12 protein-coding genes are annotated in these 18401 nt (G+C 70.0%); 9 read left to right on the forward strand and 3 right to left on the reverse strand.

Features of this window, described 5'->3' with window-relative positions; translation table 11 throughout:
• Window positions 1-31 precede the first annotated feature (31 nt).
• Window positions 32-511, forward strand: a complete 480-nt coding sequence (locus CSC64_RS06920; RefSeq protein ID WP_162434597.1) for a DUF4442 domain-containing protein — start codon at window positions 32-34, stop codon at window positions 509-511.
• Here the strand turns inward: CSC64_RS06920 and CSC64_RS06925 are convergent.
• Complete coding sequence (locus tag CSC64_RS06925; protein ID WP_162434598.1) at window positions 487-1863, reverse strand: hypothetical protein; 1377 nt, start codon at window positions 1861-1863, stop codon at window positions 487-489. The two genes, CSC64_RS06920 and CSC64_RS06925, sit on opposite strands and share 25 nt — an antisense overlap.
• A 68-nt stretch (window positions 1864-1931) precedes the next feature.
• Between CSC64_RS06925 and CSC64_RS06930 the strand changes: the two genes are divergently transcribed.
• The 6 genes from CSC64_RS06930 (at window position 1932) to CSC64_RS06955 (ending at window position 11134) form a co-directional block, all read left to right on the forward strand.
• The gene (locus tag CSC64_RS06930; protein WP_162434599.1) at window positions 1932-2606 is read left to right on the forward strand and encodes a DUF502 domain-containing protein; all 675 of its coding nucleotides are present in this window, start codon (window positions 1932-1934) and stop codon (window positions 2604-2606) included.
• A 24-nt stretch (window positions 2607-2630) separates the two neighbouring features.
• Window positions 2631-3446 (forward strand): queuosine precursor transporter, encoded by an 816-nt coding sequence (locus CSC64_RS06935; RefSeq protein ID WP_162434600.1) that lies wholly within the window; start codon window positions 2631-2633, stop codon window positions 3444-3446.
• A gap of 79 nt (window positions 3447-3525) precedes the next feature.
• The gene (locus CSC64_RS06940; RefSeq protein WP_162434601.1) at window positions 3526-5403 is read left to right on the forward strand and encodes a DUF885 domain-containing protein; all 1878 of its coding nucleotides are present in this window, start codon (window positions 3526-3528) and stop codon (window positions 5401-5403) included.
• Window positions 5404-5458: 55 nt separating this feature from the next.
• Window positions 5459-6520 carry a serine hydrolase domain-containing protein gene (locus tag CSC64_RS06945; protein ID WP_162434602.1) on the forward strand — a complete coding sequence of 354 codons (1062 nt, stop codon included), beginning with the start codon at window positions 5459-5461 and terminating at the stop codon, window positions 6518-6520.
• Window positions 6521-6628: 108 nt separating this feature from the next.
• Window positions 6629-7525: an ABC transporter ATP-binding protein gene (locus tag CSC64_RS06950; RefSeq protein WP_162434603.1), complete on the forward strand. Its 897-nt coding sequence runs from the start codon at window positions 6629-6631 to the stop codon at window positions 7523-7525.
• A 3-nt stretch (window positions 7526-7528) separates the two neighbouring features.
• Window positions 7529-11134, forward strand: a complete 3606-nt coding sequence (locus tag CSC64_RS06955) for an ABC transporter permease/M1 family aminopeptidase (RefSeq protein ID WP_162434604.1) — start codon at window positions 7529-7531, stop codon at window positions 11132-11134.
• Window positions 11135-11237: 103 nt separating this feature from the next.
• Here CSC64_RS06955 and CSC64_RS06960 read toward each other — a convergent pair whose 3' ends face one another.
• Window positions 11238-12848, reverse strand: coding sequence for a phytoene desaturase family protein (locus CSC64_RS06960; protein WP_162434605.1), 1611 nt, complete (start codon window positions 12846-12848; stop codon window positions 11238-11240).
• A 137-nt stretch (window positions 12849-12985) separates the two neighbouring features.
• Here CSC64_RS06960 and CSC64_RS06965 point away from each other — a divergent pair, with 137 nt between their 5' ends.
• Window positions 12986-14389, forward strand: coding sequence for a CHASE2 domain-containing protein (locus CSC64_RS06965; protein ID WP_162434606.1), 1404 nt, complete (start codon window positions 12986-12988; stop codon window positions 14387-14389).
• A gap of 32 nt (window positions 14390-14421) precedes the next feature.
• Here CSC64_RS06965 and CSC64_RS06970 read toward each other — a convergent pair whose 3' ends face one another.
• A complete protein-coding gene (locus CSC64_RS06970; protein WP_162434607.1) occupies window positions 14422-15795 on the reverse strand; it encodes an MBL fold metallo-hydrolase RNA specificity domain-containing protein in 1374 nt (457 codons plus the stop codon).
• A 174-nt stretch (window positions 15796-15969) separates the two neighbouring features.
• Here CSC64_RS06970 and CSC64_RS06975 point away from each other — a divergent pair, with 174 nt between their 5' ends.
• Window positions 15970-18039: a M13 family metallopeptidase gene (locus CSC64_RS06975; RefSeq protein WP_162434609.1), complete on the forward strand. Its 2070-nt coding sequence runs from the start codon at window positions 15970-15972 to the stop codon at window positions 18037-18039.
• Window positions 18040-18401 lie beyond the last annotated feature (362 nt).

Here is an 18401-nt window from a genome sequence, read left to right on the forward strand (position 1 = left end):
CGCCTGCCCTGCCCCACGCTCCCCCCGTCCCATGAAACCCGCCACGCTGCGCCACGGCATGAACCTGTGGCCGCCGTTCCTGTTCAGCGGCATCCATGTCGCCTCGATCAGCCCCGACTGGCGCCACGCCCGGGTCGAGCTGCGGATGCGGCCGTGGAACCGCAACTACGTGAAGACCCACTTCGGCGGCAGCCTGTTCGCGATGGCCGACCCGTTCTGGATGCTGCTGCTGATGCACCGGCTGGGCCGCGACTACTACGTCTGGGACCAGTCCGGCGCGATCGACTTCGTCAAGCCCGGGCGCGGCACCGTGGCCACCACGTTCACGGTCGGCGACGCCCTCCTGGAAGAGATCCGCGCCGCCACCGCCGATGGCGCCAAGTACCTGCACTGGTTCGAGAACGAGGTGCTCGACGCGGACGGCGAGGTGGTCGCCCGGGTGCGCAAGCAGGTCTACGTGCGGCGCAAGCCGGAGCGGCGGCCGGCTCAGGGCGCGGCACCGGCCGGCTGAAGCCGGCTCGCCGGCAGCGGCAGCGACCAGCTGCCGTCGTGCCCGTCCTGGCCCTCACGCGGCCGCTCGTGCAGCGCGGTAGCGAGGGTGCCGGCGGCGATGTCCAGCCGCAACGGTCGCGACGGACTCCGCATCGGTGCCGGCAGCTGCGCCAACGCGGCTTCGTCGATCGCGCCGTCGCGCCCGCGCAGCCACAGCAGCGCCGCGGTCGTGCGCAGGCGGGCATCGGCGTCCTGCAGGCGCAGGCCGTAGTCGGCATAGGCTGGCGCGGCGATGTCGACGAGGATGCAGCCCACGGCGTTGGAGGCGCAGGCCAGCGACCAGCGCGAGGGCGGCGGCGCCGGGTCGCGCAACGGGCTGTCCTGCGCGATCAGTTCGCGGGCCTGCGCGCCGCAATACCAGGCGAACTTGGGCGCGCCGCGCGCGGCGGTGTGCTCCGGATCGAAGAGCAACCGGGTGCTCCACCCCGGCAGGTCCGAGCCGGCCACCTCGGCGGCGAAGCTCGCGGCAACCTGGCCCCGCAGTCCGCCGGTGGCGAGGCGGCCTTCCGCCAGCATGGTCCGGCAGGCACCGTCCCCCAGTGCGAGCGGCAAGGCGAAGGCGGCATCGCACTGCGCCGGCAGCGCGTGCTCGCGCGGCAGCTCGGCCAGCATATCCCCCAGCAGGGTCGCATTGCCCTGCACCAGGGCGGCACCGATCATGCTACCGATCAGGCTGTCGCCGGCCTCGATCATCCGGCGCCCCTGCAGCACCCCCGTACAGGCACCGGCCAGGGCGACATCGATGTCCCCGGCCACGAAGCGCCAGGCGTCACGCGTGGCCAGCCGGGACAACGACTGATAGGCCGGCAACGGCGTGTCGAACCGGGCCGGGAACGGGCTGTGGAAATGATCCCAGGCCGCCAGCGCAGCGGTGCGGTCCAGCAGCGCGGCGTTGCGCTCCAGCAGGCCGGCATAGGCTTGCGGCGACGCGCGCACGCGCTCCAGGCATCCGGGTTCGCGCGACACGCACCAGGCCGGATCGCCCTCGAGCGACATCCCCAGCCGGGGCCAGTCCTCCAGCGCGCTGCGCCATGGCGGCGACGATCCATCCGGCACCAGCGGCGCGGTGGCGAAATGCCGCACGTCCTCGGCCAGCACCCCGGCCTGCTCGGCTTCCGGCACGTCGTGGGCGACGGTGTAGAGCGCGGCGAAGCCGCCCCGGCCCTGGTTCGCAGGCGCTGCGTCGATCAGCGCCAGTGCATCACTCTCGGCGGCCGAAGGCCCCGTCGCCCGCGACGCAAGCCACACCACGACCACGAACAGCACCGCTGCCGCCACTGCCAGCGCCAGCCACTTCAGCACACGCACCATGCTTCCCCCTGGCGTCCACGCCCCATCACCGCTGCCAGCATAGCCGCGTCCGACGCTACAATCCGCGCATGTCCCCCGACCACCACGCGCCGCAGCGCGCTTCGCTGCAACGCCTTTTCCTCACCGGCCTGCTGACCCTGCTGCCGATCTGGCTGACCTGGGTCGTGATCAAGTTCGTGTTCGTGCTGCTCTCCAGCATCAGCGCGCCCTGGGTGGTGCCGCTGTCGGAGGCGATCGCCGACTCGTTCCCGAACTACGCCGGCTGGGGCAAGGCGATCTGGCTGCAGAACACCATCGCCATGCTGGCCACCCTGCTGGTGATCCTGGGCGTGGGCTGGCTGGCGCGGCGGGTCATCGGCCAGCGCCTGCTGGGCTGGTTCGAGGGCCTGATGGCGCGGGTGCCGCTGGCCAACCTGGTCTACACCAGCGTGCGCAAGCTGCTGGACATCCTGCAGACCAAGCCGGGCAGCACCCAGCGCGTGGTCCTGATCGACTTCCCGCACCGCGACATGAAGGCCATCGGCCTGGTCACCCGCGTGCTCAAGGAGGAAGGCAGCGGTCGCGAGCTGGCGGCGGTGTACGTGCCGACCACGCCCAACCCGACCTCCGGTTACCTGGAAGTGGTGCCGGTGGAGCTGCTGACGCCGACCGACTGGACTGTCGACCAGGCGATGGGGTTCATCATCTCGGGAGGCGCCGTCGCCCCCGAGACCATGCCCTTCACCCGCGCGGGCGAGCGCTAGGCGGGCCGGCCCGCCGCACCGGCCATGGACCCGGCGCCGACGCCCGCTGCGGACACCACCCCGGCCTCGCCGGCCGCGCGCCTGCTCGACGACCGCGCGGTCCGGCTGTACATCGCGCTGGCCGCGTTCTTCTGCGTCAACGCCGCGCTGGCCGAGTTCATCGGGGTCAAGATCTTCGCCCTGGAGGACAGCTTGGGCGTGGCGCCGCTGGAGTGGAACCTGTTCGGCCAGAGCGGTTCGCTGAACTTCACCGCGGGCACGCTGCTGTGGCCGGTGGTGTTCATCATGACCGACACCATCAACGAGTTCTTCGGCCGGCGCGGGGTGCGCTTCATCTCGTGGCTGGCGGTGGGGTTGATCGCGTACGGCTTCCTGTTCGCTTTCGCGGCGATCGAGCTGGCGCCCGCGTCGTGGTGGCGCGATGCGGCGCAGGCGCAGGGCGTGCCTGACTACCAGGCGGCGTTCGCGGTGGTGTTCGGGCAGGGGCTGTGGACCATCGCCGGCTCGATGGTGGCGTTCCTGCTCGGGCAGATGATCGACGTGGTGGTATTCCACCGCATCCGCCGCGCCACGGGGGAGCGCTGGGTGTGGTTGCGTGCGACCGGTTCGACGGCGGTGTCGCAGCTGGTGGACAGCTTCGTGGTGATCTGGATCGCGTTCGTGCTGGGGCCGCAGAAGTGGCCGACCTCGCTGTTCCTGGCGGTGAGCACGCTCAACTACGCATGGAAGATGCTGGCGGCGATCGCGCTGATCCCGTTGCTGTACCTGATGCGTCGCGGCATCACCACCTACCTCGGCGCCGCCCGCGCCCGCCAGCTGCGCGAACACGCCGCCGCCTGACCGCGGTGTGACCGGTTGCGCTGGCCTGCGCCGGCAGGATGCGGCACTCTCCGGGGCTTCGCGTTTTCCGGAGTCGTCCATGTCCCTGCACCGCTTCCGCTGGCTCGCCCTGCCCGTCGCCCTGGCCTTGCTGCTGCCGCCGATCCATGCCGAGGCGGCGAAGAAGAAGGCGCAGCGGCCCGCGGCGGCGGCCAAGGCCAAGCCGGCGGCGAAGCCCGCGGCCAAGGTCGAGAGCAAGGCGCAGAAGCTGCAGCGGCTATATGACGAGTACTGGGAAGCCTCGCTGCAGCTCAACCCGCTGCAGGCCACTTTCCAGGGCGACCCGCGCTGGAACGACCAGCTGCCGAACCACCTGGCAGCGGACTTCCGCAAGCGCAAGCACGACTTCACTACGGAATGGCTGGCCAAGGTGGAAGCGGTCGGCGAAGAGGGCCTGGAAGGCCAGGACCTGCTCAGCTACCGGATCTTCGTGAGCAACGCGCGCGACGCGCTGGAGGGCGAGCGCCATCCGGGCTGGATGCAGCCGATCAACCAGTTCAACAGCCCGGCCACGCTGGTGGCGATGCTCGGTTCGGGCGCCAGCGCGCAGCCGTTCAAGAGCGTGCGCGACTACGACAACTGGCTCAAGCGCGCCGCGCAGGTGCCGGCGCTGTTCCGCCAGGCCGTGGCCAACATGGAACAGGGTATGGCCGCCGGCGTGGTCCAGCCGCGGCCGCTGATGGAGAAGGTGCTGCCACAACTGGACGCGCTGATCAAGCCGACCGCGGAAGAGACCCTGTTCTGGAACCCGGTCCGCAACATGCCGGCGGACTTCCCCGCGGCCGAGCGCGAGCGGCTCACCGCTGCCTATCGCGAAGCGATCGAAGGACAGCTGCTGCCCGCCTACTCCATGCTGCGCGAGTTCATTGCCACGAAGTACCTGCCGGCCACGCGCACCAGCGCCGGCATGGCTGCGCTGCCCGGTGGCGCGGAGTGGTACGCGTACAACGCGCGCCAGAGCACCACCACCGGCCTGACCCCGGAACAGATCCACCAGATCGGCCTGGACGAGGTCGCGCGGATCCACGCCCAGATCCGGCAGGTGATGAAACAGGTGAAGTTCCGCGGCAACATGCAGAAATTCTTCCGCTACATGCAGCAGGACAAGCGCTTCGAATTCAGGAACGAGGAGGCGCTGCTGGCCTTCTACCGCGGCCTGGAGCCGAAGGTGATGGCCCGGGTCCCGGAGCAGTTCTCGCTGCTGCCGAAGGCCGGCTTCGAGATCCGGCCGGTGGAGCCCTACCGCGCGCAATCGGCGGCGGGCGGCTCGTACATGCGGCCGAGCGAGGACGGCAGCCGCCCGGGCGTGTTCTACGTCAACACGTACGACCTGCCGACGCGCAAGACCTGGGATGCGGAGGACCTGTTCCTGCACGAGGCCATCCCCGGCCACCACTTCCAGCTGGCGCTGCAACAGGAGCTGTCCGGGCTGCCGAAGTTCCGCCGCTTCGGCGGCGAGACCGCGTTCACCGAGGGCTGGGGCCTGTACGCCGAATCGCTGGGCCGTGAGCTCGGCCTGTACGAGGATCCCTATTCGTACTTCGGCTACCTGCAGAACGAACTGTGGCGCGCGATCCGGCTGGTGGTCGATACCGGGCTGCACAGCAAGGGCTGGACGCGCGAAAAGGTGATCGACTACATGCTGGAGAACTCGGCCACCAGCCGCACCGACGCGGTGGCGGAGGCCGAGCGCTACATGGCCATCCCCGGCCAGGCGCTGGCCTACAAGATCGGCGAGCTGAAGATCATGGAGCTGCGGCGCAAGGCCGAGGCGGCGCTGGGCCCACGCTTCGACGTGCGCGAGTTCCACGCCGAAGTGCTGAAGGACGGCTCGGTGCCGCTGGACGTACTGGAAGCCAAGATCGACGCGTGGATCGCGAGCCGGCAGGAAACGGCACCGCAGGCCGCATCGGGTTAACCTCGGCAGGTCCCACCGCAGATCCGGGGAGGATCGCGTGAACAGTCCGATTGCCATGTTGCCCCTGCTCGCCCTGGCGGCACTGTCCGCCATCACCACTCCTGTGACCGCCGCCGCCGACGCCGACCCGGCGGCGGCGATCGGCGCGCTGATGCGCGACTACGACGGCCAGGTGCCAGGCGCCTCGGTGCTTGTGCTGCGCGACGGCAGCCCGCTGCTCAGCCGCGGCTACGGCCTGGCTGACCTGGAGGCCGGCACCGCGGCCACGCCCGCCACCAACTACCGGCTGGCGTCGGTGACCAAGCAGTTCACCGCCGCGGCAATCCTGCTGCTGGCCGAGGACGACAGGCTGTCGCTGGACGACCCGGTGAGGCGCTGGCTGCCCTCGCTGCCGGCCGCCGCCGACGCGGTGACCCTGCGCCAGTTGCTTTCGCATACCTCCGGGCTGGTCGACTACGAGGACCACATCCCGGGCGGTTTCGAAGGGCAACTGTACGATGCCGACGTGCTGCGCATCCTCGAAGGACAGGACCGCACGTACTTCGCGCCGGGTAGCGCCTACCGCTACAGCAACAGCGGCTACGCGCTGCTGGCGCTGGTGGTGGGCGAGGCCTCCGGGAGCGACTTCGCCACGTTCCTGCACGAGCGGATCTTCGTACCGCTGGGCATGCGCGACACCGTCGCCCACCAGGACGGTGTCGACGAGGTGGCCCACCGCGCGTACGGACATAGCCTGGTCGATGGCCACTGGACGCGCACCGACCAGAGCCAGACCAGCGCGGTGCTGGGCGACGGCGGCATCTACTCCTCGATCGACGACCTGGCCAGGTGGGACGCCGCGCTGTACGACGCGCGCCTGCTGTCGGACAAGTCGCGTGCGCTGATGTTCGCCCCGGCCACGACCACCAGCGAAACCGACGTGGCCCATTACGGCTTCGGCTGGCGCCTGCAGGACGACCGCACCTGGCACAGCGGCGAGAGCATCGGTTTCCGCAACGTGATCGTGCGCTGGCCGGGCGAGCGGCTGACCGTGGTGGTGCTCAGCAATCGCGATGCGCCGGAGCCGTACCGGCTGGCGCTGGAGATCGCGCGCCTGTTCCAGGCACCGGCGCCCTGAGGACCCAAGGGGGGCGGGCGTTCGCCTGCCCTCGGCATGACTTCCAGCCGATGGTCAGACGGCCGTCGCGCCCGCAGGATCGGAACCAGTCAAAGGAGGATATGGCGCATGCTCGAGATCCGCTCGCTGTCCAAGACCTATGCCAACGGCGTGCAGGCCCTGAAGGACGTGACCCTGGACATCCCGCGCGGGATGTTCGGCCTGCTCGGCCCCAACGGCGCCGGCAAGTCCACCCTGATGCGGACCATCGCCACCCTGCAGGAGGCCGACAGCGGCAGCGTCTCGCTCGACGGGCTGGACGTGCTCAAGGACAAGACCGAGGCGCGGCGGCGGCTGGGCTACCTGCCGCAGGAATTCGGCGTATACCCGAAGGTCTCGGCCGAGGCCATGCTCGACCACTTCGCCGTGCTCAAGGGCGTGACCCTGCGCAAGGAGCGCAAGGAGCTGGTGGAGGCGCTGCTGCGCCAGGTCAACCTGTGGAACGTGCGCAAGCGCAAGCTGGGCACCTTCTCCGGCGGCATGCGCCAGCGTTTCGGCATCGCCCAGGCGCTGATCGGGCAGCCCTCGCTGATCATCGTCGACGAGCCCACCGCCGGCCTCGATCCGGAGGAGCGCAACCGCTTCCTCAACCTGCTGGCCGAGATCGGCGAGAACACGGTGGTGATCCTGTCCACCCACATTGTCGAGGACGTGACCGACCTGTGCCCGCGGATGGCGATTATTGCTACTGGGCAGGTGCGCCTGGCCGGCGAGCCGCGCGAGGCGATCCGCTCGCTGGACGGGCGGATCTGGCGCAAGCGGGTGGACAAGGCCGAGCTGGGCGAGGTGATCGAGCGGCACGCGGTGCTGTCCTCGCGCCTGGTCGCCGGGCAGCCGGTGGTGCACGTGCTGGCCGACGCGGACCCGGGCGAGGGTTTCGCCGCGGTGCCGGCCAACCTGGAGGACGTGTACTTCGGCGAGCTGCGCAAGGTCGCGCTGGCCGCCAGCACCGCGCAGGCGGCCTGACCCATGCTGCGCCATCTCCTCTCCTTCGAGCGCCGCCTGCTGCTGCGCAACGGCGTGTTCTGGATCGTCATGCTGGTGTTCGCCCTGCTGGGCTTCGGCAGCATGGCCTCGGACAACGTCAGCTTCGGCGGCGGTGTCGGCAACATCATGCGCAATGCGCCGGCGGTGGTGATCGCCCTGCTCGGCAGCTTCAGCGTGATGTCGGTGCTGCTGACCACGATCTTCGTGGCCGGCATCGCATTGCGCGACTTCGAGCAGCGCACGGCCGAGCTGTTCTTCGCCACGCCGATGCGCAAGCGCGATTACCTGCTCGGCCGCTTCGGCGGCGGCTTCCTGGCCAGCCTGGCGATCATGCTCGCCACCGCCTTCGGCCTGTGGCTGGGCAGCCTGATGCCGTGGCTGGACCAGGCCCGGCTCGGGCCGACGCCTTGGCCGGCCTACGCCTGGGCGTTCGCCGTGCTGGTCCTGCCGAACCTGCTGTTCCTGTCGGCGCTGCTGTTCCTGCTGGCCACGCTGACCCGCTCGATGCTCTACAGCTACATCGGCGTGATCGCCTTCTTCGTGCTGTGGACGGTGTCCGGTTTCCTGACCCAGGACCTGGACTCGCGCTGGGTCGGCGCCCTGCTCGACCCGTCCGGCACCGCCGCGGTAGGCGAGCACATCCGCTACTGGTCCAGCGCGCAGTACAACCAGGATCTGCCGGCGCTGACCGGGCTGCTGCTGGGCAACCGCGTGCTGTGGCTGGGCGTGGCCGTGGCGCTGCTGCTGGCCGCCTTCCGCCTGTTCCGCGCCGACCGCGAAGGCCTGGTCCTGCGCCGCCGGCGCAAGGCCGGTGCCGCCGAGGCCGAAGCCCCGCCGCTGCCCGGCGTGGCCGCCAGCGCCACCACCCTCGCCCTGCCGGTGGCGACCCTGCGCCAGGGCGCGGCGGCGCGCTGGACCCAGTACCGCCAGCTGGCCGCGTTCGACCTGCGTGGCGCGCTGGCCAGCGCGCCGTTCCTGGTGATGCTGGTACTTGGGCTGCTGATGGTGTTCAGCGTGCTCAAGTTCGGCTCGAGCATGTACGGCACCGAGCTGTACCCGGTGACCCGGCGCATGCTCTCGGCCATCGACGGCGGCATGTCCCTGTTCCTGGTCATCGTCGTGACCTTCTACGCCGGCGAACTGGTCTGGCGCGAACGCAGCCTGCGCGTGGCCGAGGCGACCGACGCCTACGCCCTGCCCGACTGGATCCCGCTGGCGGCCAAGATGACCGCGCTGGCCGGGCTGGCGGTCGCGCTGTTGCTGGCGGGCGCGCTGTTCACCGCTGGCTGGCAGCTGGGCCATGGCCACACCGCCATCGAGCCGCTGCTCTATCTCAAGGGCATCGCCCTGTCGGTGCTGCCGTTCGTGCTGATGGCCGCGCTGGCGGTGTTCCTGCAGGCGGTGAGCGGCAACAAGTTCATCGGCTACCTGCTGATGATCGTGTACCTGGTCTCGCGCGCGGCGATGGGCATGCTCGACCTGGACCATCTGCTGTACCGATACGGTTCGGCGACGCCGACCCCATATTCGGACATGAACCACTACGGCCACTTCATCGGTCCGCACCTGTTGCTGCGCGCCTACTGGGCCGCGTTCGCCGCGGCACTGCTGGTGGTGGCGCTGCTGTTCTGGCCGCGCGGCACCTCGCTGGCCCTGCGCGACCGCCTGCGCCAGGCGCGCGCGCGGCTGCGCGGCCCGGCACTGGCGACGCTGGCGGCCTCGCTGCTGGTGTTCGCCGGGCTCGGCGGCTGGATCTTCCACAACACCAACGTGCTCAACGAGTACGTGCCCGGCGACCTGGCCAAGGAGCGGGCGGCGCAGTACGAGAAGGACTACCGCCAGTACAAGGACCTGCCGCAGCCGCGCATCGCCTCGATCCGCGCCGACGTGGACATCTACCCGGAACGTCGCAGCGTCGACATCCGCGGCAGTTACCGCCTGGAGAATCGCACCGGCGCGCCGATCCCGGAGCTGCACGTGGCGATCAACCCGAACGTGGAGGTGCGGCGCCTCGAATTCGGCCCGCACAGCGTGGTCAAGACCGACGAGGTCCACGGCTACACCATCTACCGGCTGACCACCCCGCTGGCGCCAGGCGCGGCGATGGACTTCGAGTTCGAGCTGTCCAGCGAGCCGCACGGCTTTCCGCTCAACGGCGGCGGCACCTCGGTGGTCTACAACGGCACGTTCTTCAACAACTACGCCGCGCTGCCGCAGTTCGGCTACGACGAGCGCCGCCAGCTGCAGGACCGCAACGACCGGCGCAAGCAGGACCTGCCGCAGCTGCCGCGGATGAACCCGATCGACGACGTGGCCGCGCGCGGTTCGAACTACCTGACCAGCGCCGGCGACTGGGTCGACTTCGAGACCACTGTCTCCACCAGCGACGGCCAGATCGCGCTGGCGCCGGGCTACCTGCAGCGCGAGTGGGAACAGGACGGGCGCCGCTACTACCACTACAGGTCAGAAGCGAAGCTGCTGCCGTTCTTCTCCTGGCTGTCGGCCGACTGGCAGGTCGCGCGCGACCGCTGGAACGACGTGGCGATCGAGGTCTACCACCACCCCACGCACGGCTGGAACGTGCCGCGGATGATCGACTCGACCAGGAAATCGCTCGACTACTTCAGCCGCAACTTCTCGCCCTACCAGTTCCGCCAGTTCCGGATCCTGGAATTCCCGGGCTACCAGACCTTCGCCCAGGCCTTCGCCGGCACCATCCCCTACTCGGAGTCGATCGGCTTCATCGCCGACCTGCGCGACGAGGAGGACATCGACTACGTGTTCTACGTGACCGCGCACGAGGCCGCGCACCAGTGGTGGGCGCACCAGCTGATCGGCGCCAACGTGCAGGGTGCGACCATGCTGTCCGAGTCGCTGGCCCAGTACTCGGCGCTGATGGTGATGGAGCAGGAGTACGGGCCGCGGCAGATGCGCCGCTTCCTCAAGTACGAGCTGGACCGCTACCTGATGAGCCGGGCCACCGAGCGGGTCGAGGAGCAACCGCTGGCGCTCAACGAGAACCAGCAGTACATCCACTACAACAAGGGCTCGGTGGTGTTCTACGCCCTGCGCGATGCCATCGGCGAGGAGAAGCTGAACGCGGTGCTGGCCGAATTCGTGCAGCAGTGGGGCTTCAAGGGCCCGCCCTACCCGACCACCCGCGACTTCCTCGACCTGCTGTATGCCCGCACCGGGCCTGAGCACCACCCGTTCATCCGCGACCTGTTCGAGCGGATCGTGTTCTGGAACCACCGCGTGACCACGGCCGACGTGCGCAAGCGCGACGACGGCAAGTACGTTGTCACCCTCAAGGTCCACGCCGAGAAGGTATCCACCGACGGTAAGGGCAAGGAGACCGAGGAGCCGATCGACGTCGACGTGGACATCGGCGTGTTTGCGCGGCCGGCGGACGGCAAGGAGGTCGACGAGAGGGTGCTGTACCTGCGCAAGCACCGCATCACCGCAGCCGACGCCACGCTGGAACTGGTGGTCGACGAACTGCCCTACGAGGCCGGCATCGACCCCTACAACAAGCTGATCGACCGCGACTCCGGCGACAACCGCAAGAAGACGACGCTGCAGCAGTAGTGGTGCGCGCCTCCCGAATGCGGGAGGCGGAAAGAAAGGGGACGGAGGCAATTAAGCCCTTGGCTTAATTGCCTCCGTCCCCTTTCTTCACCCGCCACCAACTTCAACGCAGATCCCCGATCACCACCTGCGCCGCGTTGTGCCCCGGCGCGCCGGTGACGCCACCGCCCGGATGCGTTCCCGAGCCGCAGAGATACAACCCCGGGATCGCCCCGCGGTACCCCGCCTGCCCCAGCATCGGCCGCGCCGAGAACAACTGATTCAGGCTCAGCGCGCCGTGGAAGATGTCGCCGCCGACCAGCCCGAACTCCCGCTCCAGGTCGAGCGGACTGAGCACCTGCCGCCCCAGCACCGACGCCGCGAACCCCGGCGCGTGCCGGTCCACCGTGGCCACCATCAGGTCGGCGACCTCCTCGCGATGGTCGTCCCAGCTGCGGCCATCCGGCAGTTCCGGCGCCACGTGCTGGCAGAACAGGCTGGCCACGTGCATCCCCGGCGGCGCCAGCGAATCATCCAGGGTCGACGGCACCAGCATCTCCACGATCGGCTCGCGCGACCAGCCATGCTCGCGCGCATCGCGCCAGGCGCGGTCCATGTAGTCCAGCGACGGCGCGATGATGATGCCCGCGGTCAAATGTTCGCCCTCGCCCGGCAGCACGCTGAAATCCGGCAGCCGCGACAGCGCCACGTTCATGCGGAACGTGCCCGAGCCGCAGCGCCAGTTGCGCATCCGCTCGCGGGTGGCTTCCGGCACCGCCGTCGCCGGCAGCAAGCGTTCGTAGAGCAGCTTCGGGTTCACGTTGGCGACCACCGCGCGCGCGCGCAGCGTCTCGCCGGTTTCGGTCACCACGCCGGTGGCGCGGCCATCCTCGACCAGGACCTCGCGCACGCCGGTGCCGGTGCGGATCTCCACGCCGGCCGCCTCCGCCGCGCGCGCCATCGCCTGGGTGATCGCGCCCATGCCGCCGATCGCGTGACCCCATGCACCCTTGACCCCGTTGGCTTCGCCGAACACGTGGTGCAGCAGCACGTAGGCGGTGCCCGGCGCGTACGGGCTGGCGTAGTTGCCGACGATGCCGTCGAAGCCGAACAGGGCCTTGATCGGCCCGCTCTCGAACCAGCGGTCCAGGTACTCGGCCGCCGAGATCGAGAACAGGTCGAGCAGTTCCTGGCGCAGGGTTTCGTCGAGCGCATGCAGGCGCCGTCCCAGGCGCGCGGTGCGCAGCAGTTCCGGCAGTGCCTGCCACCAGCCGCCGTCGGTGATGTTCGGCGGCGGCTGCAGCGCCAGCGCGCGCAGCACGTCGGCGATGGCGTCCAGCCGCGCTTCGTAGGCGGGCAGCCGTTCCGCGTCGCGGCGCGAGAATTTCGCCACTTCGTCAGCGGTGCGGCCGGCACCGGTGAGCAGGTAACCGCCACCCTCCGCGGCCGGCAGCGGCAGGAAGTTGTTGCGCTTGCGCAGCACCACGCGCAGGCCATGGCCGTGCAGGTCCAGGTCGGCGATCACCTTCGGCTGCAGCAGCGAAACGGTGTAGGACGCGACCGAATTGCGGAAGGCCGGATGGAACTCCTCGGTCACCGCGGCACCGCCGACCACCCCGCGGCGTTCGACCACGGTGACGTCCAGTCCCGCCCTGGCCAGGTAGGTGGCGCAGACCAGGCCGTTGTGACCGCCGCCAACGAGCAGTACGTCACGATTTTTGCGCTGTTTTTCCATGCTCACAGGTATACCACTGTGCCTATACTGGGCGCGCAGGGGGCCAGCGCACGGGGAGTGTCATGGCCGGAGGAACGGGTCGGACTGGCGGTAGCCGCCGCGGCGCGCTTGCGCTCGCCGCCGGTGTGCTTGCGGCCGTGGCCAGCGTGCTGGGCGTGGCCGTCGCGCTCGACGACGCGCTGTACGCGCAACTGGCCACCCGGGCTGCACCTGCCTATCCACCACCGGTGACGGTGGTGGGGCTGACCGGTGCCGAGTCGTGGAGCAACGCCCGTCTCGCCAGCCTGCTCGAGCAGTTGCAAGTGGCCGGCGCGCGTGGCATCGCCCTGGACATGCCGCTGCGCAGCGACCCCGCCGATCCGGCAGGCGATGCGCGCCTGGCCCGCGCCCTGCTCGACGACCGCATGGTCCTCGGCGTCGCCCTGCAGGCCGGGGACGACGCCCGGCCAAGGGCGTCGATGCCGCCGGTCGAGTTCGCCGATGCGGCGCGGCTGGCACACGTATGGCTGCCGCGCGATCGCGACGGCCGCATCCGCGGACATCTGCCGCACGTCGTCAGCCTCGATGGCATCCGCTGGCCGTCGCTGGCCCTGGCGCTTGTGCGCTCGGGCGATGCGGTCGGGGCAGGCCGCATGGAAACGCCGGCACGCTGGCGCGTGGCTTACGACAACGGCCAGGGTCCAGCACCACGCACGCTGCATGCCAGTGACGTGCTCCAGGGAAACGCCGGCACCGGCCTGCTCGGCGACCACTGGGTGCTGGTGGGCGTGACCGATCCGGCGCGACTGGCGCCGCTCCCCGGCCCTTACGGCAGCCCCACGCTGTACCCGGTGGAGCACGAGGCGCGCGCGATGGCTTCGCTGCTGCAGGGAACGGTTTCCGCACCCTTGTCGGCAGCCGTGCAGGCCCTGCTTTCGCTGCTCCTGGCCGGCGGCGCGGTGTTGCTCGGACTGGGCGAGAGGCGTAGCACCTGGCGCATGCCGCTGGCGCTGCTGGCCGGCATCGCCGGCGCACTGCTGCTGGCGATCGTGCTGCTGCATTGGCGGCACTGGTTCGCGCCCGGCGGCGTGGTCCTGGTGCTGGCCGCGATACTGGCCAGCGGCTGCCTGACGGCGCTGCGCCGGCGGCTGCGCGACCGTCGGCGCCTGCCCGGGCTGGCCACGCGCGGCCGCCTGGCCTCGGCGGTGCATGCGGTCCGCACCAAGGGCACGGCCCATGCGCTGCTGCTGCTGGAGGTGCCGGGAGGAGTACGTGGCGGCCAGGCCGTCGACGATGCCGCCGCCCGCATCGCACGCCTGCTGCAGGCGCGGGCGCGCCGACCCGGCGACCTGGCCGCGCACCTCGGCGGCGGCCGCTTCGCCCTGCTGCTGCCAGGGACCTCGGCGACCGCGGCCGAACGCATCCTCGAAGAGATCCGGGCACAGGCGGCCGAGCCGGGGACACCACTGCGCCTGGCCGGCAGCATCCATGCCTGCGCCGACGAGAGCTGCGACTGCCTGCGGCACCTCGCCCCCCGCACCGCACCCGCCTCGGCAGGCTGACAGCAGGCACCAGGCGCGCGCCGCAGCGGACCTCACACCTGCAGGCGCATTCCCGGCCGCGCCAGGATCACCCGCGCGCCGCTGCGCTGGCCGATCTCGCCGGCCAGCGCCTCGCGGGCACGGTCCTCGCCATGCACCAGCGCCAGCGGCGGCGCGCCGCGGAAGTTCCCGTACCACTCGATCAGGCCCTGCTGGTCGGTATGCGCCGACAGTCCGCCGACGGTGTGGATCTGCGCGTTGACGCGGTAATCGGATCCGTGGATCCGCACCCATGGCGCGCGTTCGACCAGGCGCCGGCCCAGCGTGCCCTCGGCCTGGTAGCCGACGAAGACCACGGGGGGGTCGCGCCGGCCGCCCCGATGGCGCGGGTGGGGCAGGAGGCGCCCGCCGTTGGCCATGCCCGAGCCGGCGATGACGATCGCGCCGCTGGCGATGGAATTGATCGCCATCGATTCCTGGGTGCTGGCGGTGATGTGCAGGTTCGGCAGCCGGAACGGCGACGGGTGCTGTCGCCACACGGCCTGCGCCTGCTGGTCGAACAGGTCGTGGTGGCGGTCGTAGACCTCCACCACCCGCCCGGCCATCGGGCTGTCGAGGAACACCCGCCAGCGCTGCAGGTTCCACTCCTTCCAGTGGCGCGCGAACCAGTACAGCAGTTCCTGGCTGCGGCCCACGGCGAAGGCCGGGATCAGCACGTTGCCGCGCTCGCGCCAGGCATGATCGAACACCTCGCCCAGTTCGGCCACGGTGGCCTGGCGGTCGCGGTGGTTGCGGTCGCCGTAGGTGGACTCCATCAGCACCAGGTCGGCTTCGGCGATCGCCACCGGGTCGCGCAGGATCGGGGTGCCCTTCGGGCCGATGTCGCCGGAAAACACCAGCTTCCTGCCGTCCGCCCACAGCTCGACGATGCTCGAGCCGAGGATGTGCCCGGCATCGCGCAGCGCGATCTCCACGCCGGGCGCGATCGTGGTGCGGGTGTCGTAGGGCAGCGGGCGTAGCAGCTTCATCACCCGGGCCACGTCCGCGGCGGTGAACAGCGGCTGCTGTGGCGGCTGCTCCGGATCGCGGTGGCGGTTGGCGCGCGCGGCCTCGGATTCGGCCAGCGAGGCGGCGTCCTCCAGCATCACCGGCAGCAGGTCGGCGGTGGCGCGCTGCAGGAAGACCGGTCCGCGGAAGCCGCGCGCCACCAGCAGCGGCACCCGGCCGATGTGGTCGATGTGGGCGTGGCTGAGGACCAGGGCGTCGAGCGCGGCCGGGTCGAACGGGAACGGGGCGGCGTTCTGCGCCTCCAGCTCGCGCCGGCCCTGCAGCATCCCGCAGTCCAGCAGGATCCGCCGGCCGGCGGCCTCGACCAGGTGCATCGAACCGGTCACCTCGCCGGCCGCGCCGTGGAATTCGACCTGCATGTCCGCCTCCGCCCGTTGCCCAGGGCCCCCATTGTGCCGCCATGACCTCCGGCATTCCCTCCGTTCAGGGACCGGGCGTAGAGTCGCCGGCACTGCCCCGTCCCGGGGCCCTGCCAGCATGCCCGCGCGCCGGGCCGGAGAATCCGCAACGTGAACATCCGCAAGTCCCAGACCCTGCTGCTGCCGGTGGCCATCGCCATCGCCCTGGCCGCCTGTTCCAAGAAGGAAGAAGCGGCAGCGCCGGCCGCCACCGCCGAGGCACCGGCGTTCAAGCTCGACGAGAGCACCCTGCCGGGCGTGAACCGCTTCGACGTGGCCGACCTGGACACCACCCAGGACGCGTGCACCGACTTCGCCGGTTATGCCAACAGCAAGTGGCTGGCCGCCAACCCGATCCCGGGCGACCGCACCAGCTGGGGCGCGTTCGAGATGCTGGACGAGCGCTCCAACGCCGTGCAGCACCAGCTGGTCGAACAGGCCGCGGCCGACGCCAACGCCACCGGCGTGAACAAGATCGTCGGCGACCTGTGGGCCACCGGCATGGACGAGGCGAAGATCAACGCCCAGGGCATCGAGCCGCTGCAGGGCCACCTGGCCGCGATCGATGCGCTGGCCGACGGCGCAGCTGTTGCCGAGTACCTGCGCACCAGCGCCGCCAGGGGCGAGAACTTCCTGTTCGGCTTCGGCGCCGAGGCCGACTTCCAGAACCCGGACCTCAACATCGCCTACGCCAGCCAGGGCGGCCTGGGCCTGCCCGACAGGAACTACTACTTCGACGCCGACAAGAAGGACATCCGCGACGCCTACGTCAAGCACATCGCGAAGGTGCTGGAGCTGTCGGGCGTGGCCGCGGCCGATGCGCAGAAGCAGGCGCAGGACGTGATGGCGTTCGAGACCCGCCTGGCCAAGGCCTCCAAGTCGCGCGAGGACCTGTCCCGCGACGTGTCGCTGTTCTACAACCCGGTCACCCTGGCCGACGCCGACAAGCTGGCGCCGAACTTCCCGTGGACGAAATTCTTCGAGTCGCAGGGCCTGGCCGCGCCGGAGAAGTTCTCGCTGGCGATCCCGGCCTTCCACGAGGAAGTGAGCAAGGCGCTGGGCGACACCGACGCCTCGGTGTGGCGCTCCTACCTGCGCTTCCACACCGTCGACGGCGCCTCGCCGTACCTGAGCGACGCCTTCGCCCAGGAGAACTTCGACTTCTACGCCAAAACCCTGCGCGGGCAGAAGGAAATGAAGCCGCGCTGGAAGCGCGTGCTGGCCAGCATCAACCAGCAGGCCGGCGAGGCGCTGGGGCAGATGTACGTGCAGGTCGCTTTCCCGGCCGAATCCAAGGCCAAGATGGAGGCGCTGGTCGCCAACCTCGGCACCGCACTGAAGGCCCGCATCGAGAACCTGGAGTGGATGGGCGACGAGACCAAGCAGAAGGCGCTGGCCAAGCAGGCTTCGTTCACGCCGAAGATCGGCTACCCGGACAAGTGGCGCGAGTGGGACGGCCTGGCCACCAGCCGCGACAGCTACATCGGCAACGTGCTGGCCGCGCAGGAGTTCAACTATCGTTGGAACCTGTCCAAGATCGGCAAGCCGGTGGACAAGTCCGAGTGGGGCATGAGCCCGCAGACGGTCAACGCCTACTACAACCCGCTGCAGAACGAGATCGTGTTCCCGGCGGCGATCCTGCAGCCGCCGTTCTTCGACCCCAACGCGTCGGACGAGATGAACTACGGTGGCATCGGCGCGGTGATCGGCCACGAGATGACTCATGGCTATGACGACCAGGGCAGCCGCTTCGGGCCGACCGGCAAGTTCGAGAACTGGTGGACGGAGGCCGACGCGAAGGGATTCAGTGGTCGCACCGACAAGCTGATCTCGCAGTTCGACGGTTACACCACCGCCGACGGGCAGAAGATCAACGGCCGCCACACCCTGGGCGAGAACATCGCCGACCTGGGCGGCCTGGCCACGGCCTACGATGCGATGAAAGCCGCGGCCGGCGACACGCCGGATCCGATGACCGACGGGCTGACCCGCGACCAGCGTTTCTTCCTCAACTGGGCCACGGTGTGGCGCCGCAACTTCACGCCGGAGGAGCTGAAGAACCGCATCGCCACCGACGAGCACGCGCCGGCGCAGTTCCGTGCGGTCGGTGCGCCTTCGAACCTGCCGGCCTTCGCGGCGGCGTTCAAGTGCGAGGCGGGCAAGCCGATGGTCCGCCAGGGCGATGGCCAGGTCGTGATCTGGTAAGCAGTCGCGCCATCCATGCGATACCGCGAGGCCCGGCATGTCCGGGCCTCGCTTTTTTGGCCCACTTCCGGGTGGCTGGGTGGCTCGACGGCTCGAAGGCAGGAGCGTGGGCTCCGGTGGGGGCCTCCGCACCTTGGGTATATGGCCCACCCTTCGGGACGACATCCTGTCTTTACTCAGGGCCGTGGCACATCCATGTGCCACTTGGGCCATATACCCAAGGTACGGCGTCCTGTCGCGATCTTCGGGGGCGTGGCTTCTATTGGCCTAACGAAGCCATACCCGCAACGCCGCGACAGGACGTCGTTCTGCCGCATTGGGGGTCGAGCGGCACAGGGATGTGCCGCGCTCGCGAACTGAGG

Source organism: Pseudoxanthomonas koreensis, from assembly GCF_010093225.1.
Classification (GTDB): domain Bacteria; phylum Pseudomonadota; class Gammaproteobacteria; order Xanthomonadales; family Xanthomonadaceae; genus Pseudoxanthomonas; species Pseudoxanthomonas koreensis.

Coding starts and splice junctions, on each gene's coding strand:
- CSC64_RS06920 (WP_162434597.1), top strand. CDS start 32: ATGAAACCCGCCACGCTGCGCCACGGCATGAACCTGTGGCCGCCGTTC.
- CSC64_RS06925 (WP_162434598.1), bottom strand. CDS start 1,863: ATGGTGCGTGTGCTGAAGTGGCTGGCGCTGGCAGTGGCGGCAGCGGTG.
- CSC64_RS06930 (WP_162434599.1), top strand. CDS start 1,932: ATGTCCCCCGACCACCACGCGCCGCAGCGCGCTTCGCTGCAACGCCTT.
- CSC64_RS06935 (WP_162434600.1), top strand. CDS start 2,631: ATGGACCCGGCGCCGACGCCCGCTGCGGACACCACCCCGGCCTCGCCG.
- CSC64_RS06940 (WP_162434601.1), top strand. CDS start 3,526: ATGTCCCTGCACCGCTTCCGCTGGCTCGCCCTGCCCGTCGCCCTGGCC.
- CSC64_RS06945 (WP_162434602.1), top strand. CDS start 5,459: ATGTTGCCCCTGCTCGCCCTGGCGGCACTGTCCGCCATCACCACTCCT.
- CSC64_RS06950 (WP_162434603.1), top strand. CDS start 6,629: ATGCTCGAGATCCGCTCGCTGTCCAAGACCTATGCCAACGGCGTGCAG.
- CSC64_RS06955 (WP_162434604.1), top strand. CDS start 7,529: ATGCTGCGCCATCTCCTCTCCTTCGAGCGCCGCCTGCTGCTGCGCAAC.
- CSC64_RS06960 (WP_162434605.1), bottom strand. CDS start 12,848: ATGGAAAAACAGCGCAAAAATCGTGACGTACTGCTCGTTGGCGGCGGT.
- CSC64_RS06970 (WP_162434607.1), bottom strand. CDS start 15,795: ATGCAGGTCGAATTCCACGGCGCGGCCGGCGAGGTGACCGGTTCGATG.